Origin of the sequence: Pseudoalteromonas phenolica, assembly GCF_005886345.1 — a bacterium.
Taxonomy (GTDB): domain Bacteria; phylum Pseudomonadota; class Gammaproteobacteria; order Enterobacterales; family Alteromonadaceae; genus Pseudoalteromonas; species Pseudoalteromonas phenolica_A.
This window is the reverse complement of record NZ_PNEC01000082.1, coordinates 1-19,360: the sequence shown is the minus strand read 5'-3', so window position 1 is coordinate 19,360 and position 19,360 is coordinate 1. Positions and strand designations below refer to the sequence as shown.

The window sequence follows — 19,360 nt, the reverse complement described above, 5'->3', positions numbered from 1 at the left end:
ATAACGCCCGATTAACGGGTTAAAATTGTGGGCTAAAATTGAGCGAAGCGAAAAGCCCGCTGTTTTTAATCCCTGTTTAATTGTTTGTTAGGTGCGTAAGAATCCAAGTACTCACCTACTCGACCACCAAATAGCGAAGGTGATGTATAATGTATTTTACGTTTAACATATGAGCAAGACTCTTTAACTCTGTCGCTGCTCTCAGTTTGCCATAATGCCGCGTCTGTATTTTTTACTATTTCATTTAATGGTTGCTTGCCGATAATAACTGCTTTATCGATGAGTTGTTTGTTACTTAAGTACCACTCATTTATTTCTTCTTGGATTGCGCTATCACAGTATTTTTTTAAAGATAATATGTAGCTAAAAACCTGACGAGCTTTAGATGCAGCATCTTGATATGAGCAAACACCATCTCGCCTTTGCTTGCCATCAGGGACTGCCGTACAAGGTTCAACAGCAGAAATTTTGAATGAAAATAGCAGAAGCAAAGTTAGTAAGACAATCTTCATTAGCACCTAACAGCTTATTCTCTCCCAAATTGCCAGAATAAATACCGACAAAACGGACTATATTACGTGTCCCAATATTCACACAAGAAAAATCTATTGTAAACATGAGTTTAAGATGTCCAATTTTGCTCAGTTGTGAAAATTGGACAAAACGCGGCGTAATAATGTTATTAGACAAAACACCAAACACTGTTTATTTAAACAGTGCTGTTTTTATTAAATTTGGATGTTTTCAATAGGTGACAATACTGCAAAATGGGCCATTTAATCTCACTGTAGCTGTAAGGTGAGTTCTACTAATGGCAAGCATCTACTGAACACCCGCGATCCACGCTTTGAAGAACTTCAACTAGATACCAGATAAGGACTCAGGAGCCAAAAGTCATCGCAAAAAAATATCTAGTTTCTACGTTAAACTTCTGCTCTTATTCTTTTTCTTCTTAAAATAAGGCACAAAAAACAACACCACGCCGGTCAACGAAATTACCAGTAAAATAAATGAAATAGGTAGCATCAGCCAGATATTGGCATTTTTCTCAAAAAAAGTACCATCGTGTATCGCTTCAATTATCTCAGAGTTGCGTTTAGCCACGTGTAGCACTTCACCACTTTGGTTATCTATTTGAATTTCAATACTGTTATGGCTACGTATCTTGGTGATCCCTTTGCTCGGCCTAACATCTAAACGATTAATATCTTGCCAGCTCGATATTTGCGCCTGCTCTACCGACTTTGCCGCCGTTAAAATTTGCTCAAAAGTCACACTGGGGACTCGGTTTTCGCTCACCGCTGTTGGCGGTTGGATCAAGCTAAACTCTTTCTTCACCAGTAACAAAATACCCGTGACCAAAATCACCAGTAAGGGAATGACAAGAATAATGCTTGCCCATTTATGAATGTTTCGATTGGTCTTTTTAAAGCTCATCTTACTGTTTTTAACACACCAACTACCAGAACTGTGAGTCTGTTTAAAATATCTTTCTAGACTCATTTTTGACGATTTTAACACCAAAAGACCTTATAAAATATAAGGCCTTATTGTCTTCATCTTATAAATACGCCAGTCGTCGAGACTGGCGTATTTAAGGCCGTTTAAATTACTAATTTAAGTGCCAATTTAAAACGCACCATTCGATGGCAAAGTACCTGGTAACCAATTTCCACCAGCTTGTGCAATGGCTTGCTCGGCTTGAGTTAGGTTATCAGCTAAACGCTTCATGCGTGTATAGACCTCTCCATAGCCTTCACTTGCGCGCTCAAATCTCAGTTTCTGCTGACCATTTACAGGGCTTGTGCTCTCACTACGAGACCATTGTAAGTAGTAAATGTAACCAGTCACCGAAGTAGGTGCTGGTTCAGCACGTTTAGAGATCACTGAGTTACCATTAAGCAATAGCTTGATTTCATTAAGCTCACGTTGCATATCATGTACAGTTTTAAGCGTGCTTTGATCAAGCGCTAAAGTTTCAGTCGTTGCCGCTTTTACATGCTTAATGCGTTTTTCAAGCTCACCTAGGTAGCGAGTTGCACCTGTGATTGCTTGATATAAACGACCCGCTTTCATATCAAACTCAAGATCAGCTTTGCGATCAGTGCTTGCGAAAGTACGGTTATCGATGTTTACAACCTCAAAGCTTTGTTTTTGGTCGTACTGAGTTTCAACACCATTTACTACTTTTGATACCGACACAGAGTACGTACCCGGCACAACAAATGGGCCGCTATCTGCTTTACCTGTTGCTTTAACTGGCGAGAAGCCCGGATAACGTAAATCCCAGTTGATGCGGTTGAAGCCTTTTTTTGCTGGCGCAACAATGCGGCGTACTAGGTTGTCTTCGTTGTCGCGAACAGTGAAGATTAACTGTGATTTTTGCTCAAAGTCTTCTTCTTTTAGCTCGTCCCAGCTTGGGTAGTACACTGGTTTGTCATCTTTACGGAGTTGTTTCTCTTTCGCTTTACGTTGAGACTTTAACGACTTGAACTCATCATTGATGTAGTAGCTAAAGGTCGCACCATACTCAGGGTTATCAGCAAAGTAGAAGTCAGCACCACGCATTGCTTTACCAGGTAAACCAAGCGGGCTGTGCTCTACGAATTGGAACGCACGACGAACAGGGAATAATGCCGCCTCTTGTGCTTTTACGTCTTTAGCGCTTTTACGAAGTGGCGAGTAGTCGTCTAAGATATAAAAACCACGGCCAAAGGTGGCAAGGGCTAAGTCACTTTCACGACGTTGAATTACAACATCGCGTACCGCAATGGTTGGAATACCCGACTTTAACTGCACCCAGTTTTTACCGCCATTTTGCGTGAAGAACACACCAAACTCAGTACCTACGAATAGCAGGTCTTTGTTTTCGTGGTCTTGTGCAATTGCATAAGTTGAGCCTCTGACAGGTAAGTTACCTGTGATGTTAGTCCAGCTCTTACCATTGTTATCACTGCGCATAACGTATGGTTTAAAGTCGCCACGCTTGTGGTTATCGAATACCGCAAATATCGTATCTTTGTCGAACAGTGACGCTTCCATATCTGAAACATATGAGTTTTCAGGTACTTTTGAAGGCCATGCAAGTTTATTCCAGTTTTCACCACCATTTTTAGTCACGTGCATCACGCCGTCATCGCTACCTGTGTATAACAGGCCTGCTTGAATGGGTGACTCAGTCAGTGCGATAAGGGCACCGTAAAAAGATGTTGAGGTATTTTTAGCAACTGTGTCTACACCCCAAACTTTGTCCATTACTTTTAACTTGTTACGGTCAATGTTGCGCGATAAATCGCCGCTGATTGCACGCCAGTCATCACCACGGTTGTCTGATTGGAATAAAGTTTGTGAACCGTAATAAATACGCTCATTGTTGTGTGGGCTGATCAGCAGCGGAGAGTTCCAGTTAAAGCGTTGCGCCACTTTTGGATCGGGTGACACCGGCTGCATTTGTACACGCTCGCCCGATTGCTTATCGTAACGTGCTAAACCACCATATTGATACTGAGAGTAGATGATGTTTGGGTTTTTCGGGTCAATTTCAGTTTTAAAGCCGTCACCAAATTGAGTGAATAGCCAGTCACTGTTTTGAATACCTGAGGTGTTGGTTGTACGGTGAGGCGCACCTAACGAGGCGTTATCCTGCGTACCACCAAATACGTTATAAAACGGGAAGTCGTTATCAACCGTCACTTTATAGAACTGAGTTAAAGACATATTGTCTTTGAACGTCCAGTTTTTCGCTCTGTCCCAAGATTCGTACACACCACCATCACTACCAATGATTAAATGGTTTGTGTTATCTGGGTTGATCCATAATGCATGGTTATCTACGTGCTTATGTGCTTCACCGGCACGGGTAAACTTTTTACCGCCATCTTCACTGACCATCAGGTATGTATCTAATGAATAAACGCGGTGCGGGTTTTTAGGGTCAACAACGATTTCTTGGTAGTACTGTGGGCTGCCAGACACATAGCTGCTTTGCTTGTGCCAGCTTTCACCGCCATCCGTTGAGCGATAAAAACCCGACTTACCTTCAGCTGCTTCAACAATGGCATAGACAATGTTGCCGTCTGTTGGTGCTACATCAATGCCGATACGACCAAGGTCAACACTGGGTAAACCTTTGTTTATTTTTTTCCAAGTTTTACCGGCATCGGTCGATTTATAAATAGTCGACTCAGGGCCACCGTTGATCAAGGTCCAAACATGACGGCGACGCTGATAAGAACTCGCATAAATGACATCAGGGTTTTGTGGGTCAAAGGCAATATCACTGACACCTGTGTGCTCGCTGATCTCAAGTACGTTTTCCCACGTTTTACCGCCATCTGTGGTTTTAAATAAACCACGGTCACCGCCTTTGCTCCAAAGTGGGCCTTGCGATGCCACGTAAACCACGTCTGAATTGCGCGGATCAATTAAAATCTCACCAATGTGCTCAGAGTTTTTAAGGCCGACGTTGTTCCAGCTTTTACCGCCATCAACCGACTTATAAACACCATCACCGTATGATACTGAACGCTGAGAATTGTTTTCACCGGTACCAGCCCAAATAACATTGCTGTTGTTTGGGTCCATAGTGACATCGCCGTATGAATAGCTAGGCATAGAGTCAGCAACCGCTTGCCAAGTCACACCTGCGTTATCGGTTTTCCACATACCACCAGAAGCGGTAGCCACAAAGTATTGTGATGGGTTAGCTGGGTTAAATGCAAAGTCACTGACACGACCGCCAGTCACTGCTGGGCCCATGTTTCTGAGTTTAATACCACTGAAAATGGCGGCATCTGCGGGTTTTTCATCTGATTTTTTGACCGGTTTCGCAGCGATAGCACAGCCTGAAAGGCTAATTGCAACTGCGGCAGCCACTAGAGAAGGAAGAAGTTTCACACGCTTATCCTTTGTTTATATTGTGTTGTAATTCATTTTGTTATGTAAAGAAGTGACCTCATTGCGAGGTCACTTTAATTTTATGACAGGTTATTTGCTGATAACTGATGCGCCAACAGTCCAAGGACCGCCCGCATCAATTACCGCTTTTTGTAGGCTAGGAATGGTGTTTTGTTGCAGAGTACTCACTTGCTTACTGACGCTCGCTAGACGTTTAATCGCATAATCAAACTGATCTTTATGCTGTTGCGTAGGACCATAAGTTGACCAAGAAGCAGTCATTGCATAGCCTAAACGACTTGCAATATTCGCAGGCTTTGTGCCCATACGGTCTTGTGATTTAAGACCATTCAGCTCAAAGTTAATGGCGTTTATTTGCGTTTGAATATCTGCATAGCTCGACTCCAGCGCTTTGATATCACCAGGCGTGCGGTCTATTGCTGTACGCAAGGTTTTCATGGTTTTGCCAAAGCCGCTCAGTACTGCATTCACTGCGGTCACTTTACGCTGCGCATCGGCTATCTCTTTACCAAATGCCAAAACTTCTTTTTTCGAAGCTTGCGACAATGCACCATCTGTAATTGGTGATAGTTCAAATTCAACAGGCTCTGCAAGCTGAGATACTTCACCATTTACACGCTTGTACAAGGTTGCTGAGTAAGTACCAGGAATGGCCATTAAACCTGCACCAAATGGGCTCCAACCTGATGACTTCACACCTGTAACGGCTTTACTGGTGGCATAACTCATATCCCAAGTAACACGATGGATACCCTTGGTTGCCTTACCTGCCACACGATTTACGAACTTACCATCAGCATCTCGGATCTCAAGATAGACAACCGGTTTGACTTCTTGGTTTTCTTTTTCGATGGCTTCCCACGTAGGATATTTTGGATAGTTCTTGTCTTTAACCATCTCTTTTTCAGCTTTTTGACGTTGCTCTTTGGCTGTTAATAAGCTGTCTTTTAAGAAGTAAGTTAAAGTCGCGCCATGCTCAGGATTCTTGGCAGCATAACGGTCATCGCCATCTGTATTTGCATGGTTGTAATCAAGAGAGAACCATTTAACTGGTCGACTTGGACCAATCAATAAGGCATCTTTTCCCATCGCAGATTCAGTTAACTGACGCAGTGGTGCATAGTCATCAAGAATATAAATACCACGACCAAATGTACCCGCAACTAAGTCATTTTCACGACGTTGAATTTTAACATCACGTGTTGCAATCGTTGGAATACCACCGTTAAGCTCAACCCATTCCTGTCCACCATCAACTGTGAAGAAAATGCCAAACTCAGTACCAATAAACATCAGGTTTTTGTTTACATGGTCTTGTACAATACGCCAAACAAGGTGCTTCTCAGGTAGTGACGAAGCCAAAGTCTGCCACGTTTTACCTAGGTCCGTTGATTTGATTAGATATGGCTTAAAGTCACCATATTTATGGTTATCTAACGCGACATATACTGTATTTGCATCGAATAAGTCAGCGCGAATATCATTAACGTAAGCTGTTGCAGGTACACCTTCAACATCGCTCAGATCAATCTTTCGCCAATTCTTGCCGCCATTTTTAGTCACCTGGATCAGGCCATCATCTGTGCCAGCCCATAAGATCTTGTCATTAACCGGGCTTTCAGTGAAGTTTGCAATTGTGTGGTATTCACTCATTGCATAAATGTCCCAACCGGCTTCAACTGACCAAGTTCTGCCCATCATAGGAATGTGCATACGGTTACCATTTTTGGTCAAATCACCTGAGATTGGTTGCCAGCTATCACCGCGGTCATCTGAGCGCCAAACACGCTGAGAAGCAAAATATAGGCGTTTTGGATCGTGGCTTGAAACATTAATAGGCGCATCCCAGTTAAAGCGCTCAGCAGGTTCGCCCGGACGAGGTTGTGGTTTGATGTACACACCTTCTCGGGTTTTTAAATCGTGACGAGTCAGGTTACCTTGCTGCCACTGAGAATACATAATATCTGGATTGCCCGGCTCTACAGCAGGCTGGTGACCGTCACCACCTAAGGTTAAGAACCAATCTTTGTTTTTAATCCCTTCAGCACGCGTCGTTCGTGATGGACCACCTTGGGTTGAGTTATCCTGTGCACCGGCATAAACCTTATAGAATGGCTTGCTGTCATCTGGCGCAACCTTATAGAACTGAGTCAAAGGCAAGTTGGCAATATAACGCCAGTTTTCCATGCGATCATGTGACATATAAATGCCACCATCTGAGCCAATTAAAACAAAGTCAGGATCCGTTGGGTGGAAGGCAAAAGCGTGATCATCAACGTGTTTACGTTTTGTACTAATTGGTGTCCAAGTTTTACCACCATCGTCAGACACTTTACTGTAGTTACTGGCAATATATACACGGTCAAACTGGTGTTGATCAGCGAAGATTTCTTGATAATAGTGTGGGCCCGTACCGCCACCTACTTCATCAGACATCTTTGACCAGCTTGCGCCTCGGTTAGCTGAGCGGTAAAAACCACCTTTGCGGTTATCAGTTTCGATTGTGGCATACAGTACATCTGGGTTCATTGGCGAAATGGCCATGCCAATCTTACCCATGTTGCCTGCTGGCAAACCTGTTTTAAGCTCTGTCCAAGTTTCACCACCATCATCAGATGTGTGAATACCCGCACCTGGGCCTGTGCCCACATAGGTTGCTACGCTTCTTTGGCGAGACCAAGTTGCTGCGTATAGCTTGTCAGGATTTCTTGGGTCGATAAGTAAAGATGTAACCCCTGTCCACTCATCTTCTGGCTTTAAGACTTGCTTCCAAGTTTCGCCACCATCTGTGGTTTTATATAAACCGCGTTCACCACCGCCACTCCAAAGTGGCCCCTGAACTGACGCCCATACAGTGTTTGAGTCTGTCGGATGAATGATGATGTCAGAAATACGCTCAGAGTCTTTAAGACCCATATTTTTCCACGTTTTACCGCCATCTAATGATTTATAAATACCATCACCAAAGCTAATATGACGGCCACCGTTGTTTTCACCTGTACCAACCCAAATGATATTTGAATTACTTGGGTCAATCGTGACATCACCGGTCGAATATACGGCTTGCTTGTCGAAGATCGGCGTCCAAGTTGTACCTGCGTTTACCGTTTTCCATACGCCACCAGAGCCAACAGCTGTATACCAAGTTGATGGGTTATTTTGATCGACTTCAATATCAGCAATACGGCCAGACATATAGGCTGGGCCGATATTACGCATCTTCATTGATTCGAATGTTTTACTATTGAATATAGATTTATCTTCTTCCGCTTTAGTTGCCCATACATCAGAGGCTGCTAACGCTAAAGAAACAGCGAGCGCTGTTTTTAGTAGAGTTTTCATTTTCACACCGAAATTAGTTTTATTATTTTCCCATATCAACATTACCTTATTAAATGAAAATGGTGTGTAAATAATCGCTAAAATTACAGAAATGAGAGTTAAATGAGATAATGTAACAAAGTGTGTAATTTAAAAACACTTTGCTAATTCAATATCAGTTATTTAGATATTCAAGAATAAAATTAAAAGCTCAAAACCTAAGTAATCAGTAACAACATCCCCTTCAGCAAGAAGCTTTAAAAGAATTAACAAGCACAAAAAAATTTTTAGCTTCTTAAAAGCAACTTAATACCCAACTCTGCATTTCTACTAAACGACTTTTAGTCCTTTCAAACGCAAAGGCCAATTGCTCACCAACATATAACTCGCTTAAATCACACTGTGCGTCAATGACTAATAAACAACGTTGCTCGTAACACTCATCAACCAGCGCAATAAAACGACGTGCTTCGTCATCAAAACGGGCATTTTGAATGCTTGAATGTGCGCGTTGGTAACCATCTTCAATACCTTGGGTTACTTGCTTTTCATCTGGCTCTGCGCCCATCTTTGGCACTTTGCTAATAAATATTACCCGATGATTTTTAGCCAGCTCAATGTAATCCGCTGTTGCTCTTGGGGTTGAGCACAAGGCCATAAAATCAAACAAGTAACCGTGCTCACTTTTACCTAATACTTCGACCTCTCTGCGGCATATCTCTATTTGTGCAGTTGCTAACACACCTTGAGTGCGTTCAAATTGAGTCAAAAACCCAGCCTGATCCCGCACAAAGTAATGGGTGTAATTCGCACCATGGGCAAAACGGTGATCAACCTCTCCTGCCACATTAATGACTTCACACTTCAAAAGTAATAAATCTATGGTCGGCAAAAAACGCTCTCGCGCTAAGCCATTATGATAAAGCTGAGACGGGTGTGCGTTTGAGGTCGTGACCAACACAACACCTTCTTTAAATAAGGCTTCAAATAGTCTTACCATGATCATGGCATCACCAATGTCAGTGACAAAAAACTCATCAAAGCACAGTACCTTGGCTTCACTGGCCCAGTCTTTTGCAACGTGCTGTAAAGGGTTAAGCGTACCTTGAAGTACGTTAAGCGCTTGATGTACTTGTGCCATAAAGTGATGAAAATGCAGTCTTTGCTTGGTCACCCCCGACAAATGTGCAAAGAACAAATCCATCAGCATGGTTTTGCCTCGCCCAACTGGGCCATATAAATACAAACTTTGACATGGCTTGCCCTGTTCAAGTGCATTCGCCAACGTATCTAAGGCATTCAACGCGATAATTTGAGCAGGATCTTGGGTCAGCTTTTGAGATTGAATTTGCGAAAAGTAACTGTCAGAGAGAGTTGTCATACTAGAGCGAAACAGAATAAAGATTATCTGTCGATTATTTTACAGGTTTTGCTATGAAGATAAGAATATTTTGATTTATACCAAACCGCTTAACTAAGTGGTCTATTTTGAGGCAAGAAAACCTTGTTGGTAGCACCGCTCACGCGTCTTGCTATCGCTGAGGTACCTACATCCATTTAGGCAAGGCAAAGATTTCGTTATTTAGTTGTTCTAAATGAGAAACCTTTAACGCAGCTATCATCAGGTTTAATCCCTCAAAATGATTAAGTGTTATTGCGGATTGGTATTATTAAAAAGAAAAAAGCGCCGGGGGCAGCCGGCGCTTTTAGATTCGTATTCAAGGGGAATTGAATACCTTTACTCTCAGTGATTTAACTAGTATAGATGAAATCACTAAAAGTACAGTAAAGTATAGGTCGTTTTACCTATACTTTACTAAGACCACAGTGCTCAGTGCAGGTACTTCAATTCTTTCTGCTGTAATTTTTGTCTCTTTGACCACAGGATCATGACCTTGCTTAAGCACTGGATGTAACTGGTAATCTTGACTTTCGACCACTTTGAATGAATTTTGTTCATTGTTAGCGTTGAAGATCACCAAAATACGCGAAAATTTGTTATCTACAGCCTCACCCTGAGTATCATCTAACTGCATAACAATTAGACCTGATTGATGATTTTTATCATTCACTGATTTTTGCGTATTTAAAAATTGGACTTTTCGCTGAACTTGATCTGCGGTTGCAAGACGGAATAACTCAGAACTATTTCTGATTTTCAGCATATCGATGAACATGCCTTTTGCCAATTGAATATCTGCTGAACTCACATCATCGCGGTCTTGGTGACCTGCAAGTACCGTTTTGATTAAAGGCCAGTTATCTTTGTCTTTATCGGCAGGAGGTAGACCTACATCATAGTTACTGTTTTGCCCTGCAAAGTCTGTGGCATTAAACCAGTCTCCATAATCATAGCTGTCACGTAAGAATGACTTTGAACGTAATAGCTCAGATCCCATATGAATAAATGGAATACCTTGACCATACATTACATAACTCATGCTTTGTGCATGTAAGCGCACACGCTCAGCGGAGGTTAAATCAAACGCTAGGCGGTACTGGCTGTTGTCCCAAAGTGTTTGGTTATCGTGCTTAGACACGTAGTTAATGGTGTCTGCCGGGTCAAACGCATAACCTGTAGGTTGGTCGCCATAAGGCACATCTTTACCTAAACGTTTATCTAATCCATTGTATTTATTTGCTAAGTCATATTCAGCAAGATTACCCGCCATACCGATGCGCACTTGATCCATCGCCACAAAATAACGTTGCTTAATTTGCTCATCAATTTGTAATTCGTTAGGTAATGTCAGCAGACCATTACCCACACCCTGTGTGTCACGGGTATTATTGCCAGGGCCACGAACCGCATCGCGAAGACGATCGCTAAAAGTACCAATCTCAGTGCCACCCAGCTCTAATTGGCTAGCTTGAACGAACTGTGAATTATTGGCTACTTCACCGAAGTTCCAACCTTCACCGTAAAAGTAAGTATCTGGATCAACTTCACGTACTAGCTCTCGCGCTTGTAGCATTTCAGCTTTTGGCTGATGCCCCATTAAGTCGAATCTAAAGCCATCAATCTTATAATCACGCGCCCAAGTCACTAATGAATCATTCATCAGCTTTGCCATCATGGTGCGCTCAGTTGCAGTGTTACCACAAGTGTAACACGTTGATTGTTCTACAATGCCTGTTGTTGGATTTAAGCGGTGATAATATCCCGGCACAATTTTGTCGAGCACGGAATTTTTCGCCAAACCGAACTGATGAGTATGGTTGTACACCACGTCCATGATCACACGAAAACCCATTGAATGAAGGTGTTGTACCATTCCTCTAAATTCAACAATACGCGTTACGCCCATCGAATTTGTCGCATAACTACCCTCAGGCACTGTGTAATGGAATGGATCATACCCCCAGTTGTAGTTATCAAATTGACGTAGCGCACTGACGAGCTTTTGCGCTTTAGTTGAATCTGTTGGGTAACTTTTTAATACATCGACGACGCGTGTGCCTTTTTCCCAAGCACTTTGACACTCTTCTAACTTAGGTAGCTGCTTACACACAAACTGCATACTTGAAGTATGATCGATTACAGTTGCTACATCTTCGTTAATACTGCCTAAATCATAAGTCGGCAGTAGATGAATGTTATTTAAGCCGGCATCTCTTAACGCCGTTAAATGCTTCATGCCATCTGAGTTCATATCGGTAAATGCCAAATATTTACCACGCCAAGCACTATTGCTCAGCGCTTTATCACTGGCACTAAAATCGCGAATATGGGTTTCGTATAACACATTATCTTCAGGCTTATTGATACTCGGCACTGAATGACTTGCCCACCCCGTTGGTTGCGTGGCTTTATCATTCAAGTCAACAACTTGGGCATGGGTACTATTTGTCGACAAACTCAATGCATAAGGGTCGGTAGTAACGATTGTTTCGACTTGTTTTGTTTCTGGATGATAAACGGTGATTTCATACTGGTAATAATCAAGCGCAGCGACATTGCCCGCCTTTACCTGCCAAACGCCGGTGTTTTTATCTTCTTGCATCGATATTTTATTAGCCTGGTTATGAAGACTATTACCAAACGCTAGTAAAGATACCTTTTGCGCTGTAGGTGCCCACAGCTTAAATTGCACAGAATCAGCCAGTACGCTGGCACCTAGATCAGACACTTCATTGGCGTCGTTCGCAGTTAAAGTATAAAGCGAATCTAATAGCTCACCTTGCTGCACAAAGCTCACAAGCTCGCCTTTACTATCGACAACACTGATTTTCCCTTTCGCCCAGTTTTTAGCTTGTTGATTAGTCAGTGCAACTTTATACGCTTTAAAATCAGCTAAGTGCGGGTAGCTAGCGGCGACCCAGGTAGGTAACTCAACTGCATCTAATGCTGCATTCTGTGACATATGTCCTTCAAGTAAGGCACTTTTTAGCTGTAAGTTAGGCTGTGCAACTGAAGGCGCCAGTAATAGTAATTCTGAGGTTAACCAGTGTGCAGCATTCGTCGCTTGTGGTGCGAGTTGTTCGGCTTGTTGTTCAAAAGCTTGTTCTGTGGTTACCAATTGGCAAGCACTTAAAGATGCCACAAGCGGAATTATTGTCATTTTCGGAATTAAACCCAAAGACTTTGTTACTTTGCGCATTGCTGTGCCTCATATTTACAAAACGATATTCAACTCGCTTATAAGGTACTGAATGCCCTATATTTGACACAACCAAATAGACAGTCTTTGCATACGTATTCAGAACTTATTAACTAAACTCATCATTATGAATACGTATGCATTAACTATTCATCAACACAACACGGCTATATATTAAGCTCCGACAACCCATAACACGTTGGCATGACCGAACGATTACATAAGTTATTATAAAATTAGGCATGTTAACGGCATAACCAAACACCTATGGCAACGGGGATAAAACAAATGCAAAAACTAAAACCAAGCAAAGTGACTTTGGCACTTTTAGCAAGCGGCTTTGCTGCAATGAGTGCACCAATGTTTGCTGCAGCACAAGATGCCGAGAACAAAGCACAGCAAGACGTTGAAGTAATCGAAGTAAAAGGTTTCCGCCGCTCGCTAGTTGAATCAATCAACGCGAAGCGTTTCTCTTCGAGCGTAGTTGAAACTATCTCGGCAGAAGACATTGGTAAACTACCTGACTCTTCAATTGCAGAATCTTTATCTCGCTTGCCAGGTCTTGCGACTCAGCGTTTAGATGGCCGAGCAAGTAAAATCTCTATCCGTGGTTTCGGTGAGAATGAAAGCGGCACAACACTAAACGGCCGTGAACAAGTTTCTATCAGCGACAACCGTGGCGCTGAGTTTGATCTTTACCCATCTGAAATCATGAGTGGCGTAACTGTTTACAAAACACCTGATGCAAGCATCGAGGGTGAAGGTATTGCAGGTACAGTTAACCTACAAACCATCAAGCCGCTAGACCAAGACGGTCGAATTATTCAAGTAAATGGTGCGTTTGAAAAAACCAGTTTTGAAAAACTAAACCCAGACGGTGAAGACAAGGGCCATAAGGCAACCTTCTTCTACCTAGACAAGTTCGCAGATGACACTATCGGTGTGGCATTCGCGCTTAACACTATGAGCTCACCTAACCAAGAGAAACGTTGGAATGCGTGGGGTTATCCTGAATTTGAAGTGGATGGCAAACAATATTCTATTTTAGGTGGTGCTAAGCCATACGTTCGCTCTTCAGAGCTTGAGCGTGATTCAATGATGTTCGTACTAGAAGCGGCACCGCGTGATGATGTGCGTATGACATTCGATGCGTTATATGTAGATTTCTTGGACAAACAACGTCTTCGTGGTATCGAAATCCCATTTGCATGGGGCCAAGGTCAACTGTCTGCACAAAACATCGACGAAGCATCTGGCTTTATTTCAGCAGGTACAACCGCTGGTCAACGTGTTGTTGTACGTAACGATTACAACGAACGTGATGCCGAAATGAAGTCTCTTGGCTTTAATACTAAGTGGGATGTAAATACAGACTTAACGCTAGACTTTGACGTAAGCTACTCAAAAGTTGAAAAGAAAATCGTTGGTATCGAAAGCTACGCAGGTACAGGTCGAGGCAATGACCGTGGTGAAGCTGACACACTAAGCTATACACTTGACGGTGGTAACACGGGCGCGAAATTTAACCACAACCTTAACTATGCTGACTACGACCTGATTCAATTAGGCGGTCCTTTAAGCTGGGGTTGGAGTGGCGCGTTAAATGATGCATTCAACGTAACAGGTACTGATTTTGAAAACCAACTACAAGATGGTTTCATTAATACACCTGAAGTTGAAGACGAACTTAAGTCACTGAAATTTGCAGCTACACAAGCAATCGAGAATGACTTTATCTCATCAGTTTCTGCGGGTATTTCATACCGTGACCGCGAAAAAGCGAAGTTATCAGAAGGCTACTTCTTAACGCTTTCAAGCTTCAAGTACCCAAGTAACACTGGCATGATGGTAGTACCTGAGCAATATCGTCTGGGTACAGCTAATCTAGATTTCATTGGCATGGGCGAAATGATTGCTTATGACGTAAACGGCCTTGTTCGTGATGGTTATTACTATGGCCTTCAAGAGAGCTTAACTAATTCATCTCACGCAACTAAGTCTTGGAATGTACGCGAAAAAGTAACTTCTTTATTTGTAAAAGCAGATATCGACACCGAAGTCGCTGACATGCCATTAAGTGGTAACATGGGTTTACGTTATGTGCGCTCTGAGCAGTCATCAAAAGGTAATGCGTTTAACACAGTGGATGGTAAGGTAGTTACTTCACCTACTGACATCAGCCATGATTACAATCACCTTCTACCAAGTTTAAACTTAACGTTAAAGCTAGACGACGATCAATCAGTACGTTTTGGTGCAGCGAAAACCATTTCTCGAGCACGTCTTGATGAAATGAATGCGTCATTCAGTGCAACATACAATCAGCAACCTGATTCTAATGGTAACAACTGGTCAATCGGCGGTGGTAACCCAGAGCTTGAGCCAAAAGAAGCATTTGGCCTAGACTTAACTTACGAAAACTACTTCAGCAGCGAAGGCTACTTTGCAGTTGCACTATTCCATAAAGACATTACTAACTGGCATTTCGACGGTCAATATGCGGTTGATATGACTGGTGTTGCAGATCCGGCAACTGGCGCTATTCCTGCAAACCCAAATGGTACAGGTAGTGGTAAAGTGAATGGTGGTGAAGGTACGCTTTGGGGTTATGAGCTATCAGGTACATTACCCCTAAACGTTTTCTCTGAAGCACTAGACGGCTTCGGTATTATCGCAAGCTACACAGGTGTTGAGTCTGATCTAAAAAACCCTGAAGGCGCAGAATACAAGATACCAGGTCTTTCAGAAAGTATTTCAACATTCACTTTCTACTATGAAAACCACGGTTTCTCTGCTCGTGCTAGCATGCGTAAGCGTGATGACTTCAAAGGTGACGTAAACGGTATCGGTTTCACAGCGACACAAGTAGACATCATGGGCGAGACAATTTGGGATGCACAAATTGGTTATGACTTTGGTGAAGGTGGCTTCAAAGATCTTGAAGGCCTATCTGTATTCCTACAAGGTTACAACCTAACTGAAGAACCATTCACTACGCTAAGCGGTGACAATGCGTTACAGGTACGTGATTACCAAGACTACGGCCGTAACTACGCGCTAGGCTTTGCATATAAGTTCTAAACGAGCGCGATAAAGCTAAGTTAGTTATTATAGCCCTTGCGATGCAGATCCAAGGGCTTTTTTGGGAGTAAAATATGCAAAACAAAATTAATGATGTCGTCATAGTTGGTGGTGGTACTGCAGGCTGGATGACTGCAAACTTACTCGCAAGGGTGCTAGGCAAAAGCATTAACGTGACTCTACTTGAGTCAAATGACATTTCAACTGTCGGTGTTGGCGAAGCGACTATTCCGCCTATTATGCAATTCAACCAAGCCATTGGGGTCGATGAGCACGCCTTTATGCTGGCCTCTAAGGCGACCATTAAGCTTGGTATTCAGTTCGAAAATTGGCTAAGACCTGAACATAACTATATGCATGCCTTTGGCAGCATAGGTAAAAACTTCCCATTCTGTGACTTTCATCACTTTTGGTTAAAACAGCAAAACAAAAATGAGCAAGTCAATAACCTCACTTATTGGGATTTCTCACTTAACTACCAAGCCGCTAAACACAGCAAGTTCCAAAAGCTTAAACACCTTCCCAACACCAATTTACCGGGTATTGCTTACGCCTATCATTTTGATGCGGGGTTATACGCCAAGTTTTTAACTGAACACGGTAAACAGCAAGGGGTTAATCATCTCATCGGCACGGTAAAACAAGTAAATCAAAACCATGAAACGGGTTTTATCGAAAGCCTGTTATTAGATGACGATACCCAACTTAGCGGCGACTTATTTATCGATTGTACCGGCATGCATGCCCTACTCATCGAAAAAACACTAAGCACAGGCTACGATGATTGGTCACATTGGTTACCTTGCGACCGCGCTATGGCAGTCCCAAGTGAGAACGCAGAAACCGTTGTGCCTTACACACGTTCTATTGCCCATCATGTTGGCTGGCAGTGGCAGATACCACTGCAACACAGAACAGGCAACGGTTTAGTGTATAGTTCTAAGCACATGAGCGACGAAGAAGCCAAACAAACACTACTGGGTAATCTGCCAGGCAAACCACTAAACGATCCCAGGATCATCAAATTTAGAACAGGTCGTCGCAGAAAAGTCTGGAATAAAAACGTCATCAGCATTGGTCTATCAAGTGGCTTTTTAGAGCCATTAGAGTCAACCAATATCCATCTTGTGCAAAGTGTGGCAACGCGTTTGCTCAAGTTTTTCCCGCACAATGGTATTAGCCAGACGCTCGTCGATGAGTTTAACCGTTTGTGCAAAGCCGAAGTTGAAGGCATTCGCGACTTTATTATTTTGCATTACAAGTTAAATGCTCGAACCGATAGCGCGTTTTGGCGACAGTGTCAGCAAATGGACATTCCTGACACACTGAATACTAAAATTGAGCTATTTAAACAAACAGGCAAGGTACACTGCGAACCAAACGATTTATTTACCGAAATCGCTTGGCAACAAGTAATGCTCGGGCAAGGTATTACGCCAACCGATACTCACCCACTTGTTGATGGGTTAAGTGATGAACAAATCGAAGATATGATGGAAAGCTTACGAACGCTGGTCGATAAAACCGTCGAAAACATGCCTACTCACCAAGACTTTTTAATGCAATTCAAATAATCCCACACGCTTTATTATGCAGCCTGATGATTAAACTTTCAGGCTGTTTGTACCCACTAAAAACACATGCTAACAAAGTATGTGAATTTTCTTCATTGCCAAGCCATTAGTGGTTTAAATTCGAACCGATATAACGTTAGTATGTAATCGGTTTGGTCAATTATTTAGGAGAAAATAACATGGGTTTAATTCAATCATTATCACAACAGGCAGCTAAGGCAGCCAAAGTACTAGCACTTCTCACAACAGAGCAAAAAAACCAAGTATTACAAGCTATGGCACATGCGCTGCGTGCCGAAACCGATCAGATCCTTGTGGCAAACCAAACCGACCTAACCCATGCCAAAAAAAATGAATTAAGCCCCGCAATGATTGATCGCCTAACACTCACACCCGCACGCATCGAAGACATGGCACATGGCATAGAAACCATAGTGTCGTTAGATGACCCTGTGGGCCAAACACGCAGCATGGGCACCCGACCAAATGGCATAGAAATCAATAAGATGCGTATTCCCCTAGGTGTGGTATGTATGATTTATGAAGCACGCCCAAATGTCACAGCGGATGCGGGCGCACTGTGCTTTAAATCAGGTAATGGCGTGATCTTACGCGGTGGTAAAGAAGCACTGGCCAGCTCAATGGCCATTGCCAAGGTCATGCACAAAACTCTAGCTGAGTTTAATCTGCCAGAAGCACTTATTACCGTCGTACCCGACCCTGATCGCGGCTTAATGATGGAGTTGATGCAACAAAAAGAGTACATCGACCTAATTATTCCACGCGGCGGTGAAGGCCTTATCAACTTTGTGACCGAAAACAGCACTGTACCTGTCATTCAGCACTTTAAAGGCGTGTGTCATTTATATGTTGATAAAGACACCGATTTAAACATCGCAGAGGCTTTGCTACTAAACGGCAAAACTCAGCGCACAGGCGTATGTAATGCCCTTGAGGGGCTAGTCGTTCATAAAGACATCGCTGATAAATTCTTAAACCAAATCGCCCCTATTTTGCGGGCTGCCAATGTGAAAGTGAATGCCTGTAAACGCGCTGCAGAGTACTTTGACGACGTCACTGTATTAAACGATGACGAATTTGGTGAAGAATATTTAGCGCTAGAAATTGCCATTCGCATTATCGATGACTTTGCCACTGCAATTGACCACATCGACCAATTTGGTAGTCATCACACTGAAGTGATTTGTACCACAAACCAAGAAACGGCCACGCTATTCCAACGCAGTGTTGATGCATCTGTGGTCATGGTCAATGCGTCATCGCGTTTCAGCGACGGCGGTCAGTTAGGTCTAGGCGCCGAAATTGGTATCGCAACCACTAAGCTACATGCCTATGGTCCAATGGGCTTAGAGTCATTAACTACTGAAAAGTACTTAGTGAATGGCACAGGTCAGGTGAGAGATTAATTTGATAACACCCTCCCTATAAAGGAATTATCAAAGTTTCTAAATCTGTAGGCGCGGGTTCACCCCGCGCTTTTTTTGCGCGAAATAAAAATCAGACTCACAGAACGATTACACACCATATCATGAACCTGTTAGTCACCCTGTACTTGTTTCAGGGTCTACAAATAACTCACTGGATCCCGAAACCAGTTCGGGATGACCCAGGTGTTTATTAGAAAGTTGCGTAATATAAAAATCAGACTCACAGAACGATTACACACCATATCGTGAACCTGTTAGTCACCCTGAACTTGTTTCAGGGTCTACACATAACTCACTGGATCCCGAAACCAGTTCGGGATGACCCGGGTGTTTATTAGAAAGTTGCGTGATATAAAAATCAGACTCACAGAACGATTACACACCATATCATGAACCTGTTAGTCACCCTGAACTTGTT

At 42.8% G+C, this 19,360-nt stretch carries 9 protein-coding genes; 3 read left to right on the top strand and 6 right to left on the bottom strand.

Annotation, left to right across the window (positions count from 1 at the left end; all coding sequences use genetic code 11):
- Positions 1-65: 65 nt before the first annotated feature.
- The 6 genes from CWB72_RS19880 to pulA form a co-directional block, all read right to left on the bottom strand.
- Positions 66-512: a hypothetical protein gene (locus CWB72_RS19880; protein ID WP_138635076.1), complete on the bottom strand. Its 447-nt coding sequence runs from the start codon at positions 510-512 to the stop codon at positions 66-68.
- Between the two features lie 406 nt (positions 513-918).
- Positions 919-1,437 carry a PepSY-associated TM helix domain-containing protein gene (locus CWB72_RS19875; protein WP_130255929.1) on the bottom strand — a complete coding sequence of 173 codons (519 nt, stop codon included), beginning with the start codon at positions 1,435-1,437 and terminating at the stop codon, positions 919-921.
- A gap of 192 nt (positions 1,438-1,629) precedes the next feature.
- Positions 1,630-4,896, bottom strand: a complete 3,267-nt coding sequence (locus CWB72_RS19870) for a VPS10 domain-containing protein (RefSeq protein WP_138635073.1) — start codon at positions 4,894-4,896, stop codon at positions 1,630-1,632.
- Between the two features lie 90 nt (positions 4,897-4,986).
- Positions 4,987-8,259, bottom strand: a complete 3,273-nt coding sequence (locus tag CWB72_RS19865) for a WD40/YVTN/BNR-like repeat-containing protein (RefSeq protein WP_138635070.1) — start codon at positions 8,257-8,259, stop codon at positions 4,987-4,989.
- A gap of 274 nt (positions 8,260-8,533) precedes the next feature.
- Positions 8,534-9,619 carry a cell division protein ZapE gene (gene zapE / locus CWB72_RS19860; RefSeq protein WP_138635068.1) on the bottom strand — a complete coding sequence of 362 codons (1,086 nt, stop codon included), beginning with the start codon at positions 9,617-9,619 and terminating at the stop codon, positions 8,534-8,536.
- 421 nt (positions 9,620-10,040) lie between these two features.
- Complete coding sequence (gene pulA, locus CWB72_RS19855) at positions 10,041-12,839, bottom strand: pullulanase-type alpha-1,6-glucosidase (RefSeq protein ID WP_138635065.1); 2,799 nt, start codon at positions 12,837-12,839, stop codon at positions 10,041-10,043.
- Between the two features lie 288 nt (positions 12,840-13,127).
- Here pulA and CWB72_RS19850 point away from each other — a divergent pair, with 288 nt between their 5' ends.
- From CWB72_RS19850 to CWB72_RS19840, 3 genes are all read left to right on the top strand, one after another.
- A complete protein-coding gene (locus tag CWB72_RS19850) occupies positions 13,128-15,920 on the top strand; it encodes a TonB-dependent receptor (protein ID WP_138635062.1) in 2,793 nt (930 codons plus the stop codon).
- A gap of 74 nt (positions 15,921-15,994) precedes the next feature.
- Positions 15,995-17,494, top strand: a complete 1,500-nt coding sequence (locus tag CWB72_RS19845; protein ID WP_138635059.1) for a tryptophan halogenase family protein — start codon at positions 15,995-15,997, stop codon at positions 17,492-17,494.
- Between the two features lie 179 nt (positions 17,495-17,673).
- Complete coding sequence (locus tag CWB72_RS19840) at positions 17,674-18,921, top strand: glutamate-5-semialdehyde dehydrogenase (protein ID WP_138635056.1); 1,248 nt, start codon at positions 17,674-17,676, stop codon at positions 18,919-18,921.
- The last annotated feature ends 439 nt before the right edge of the window (positions 18,922-19,360 follow it).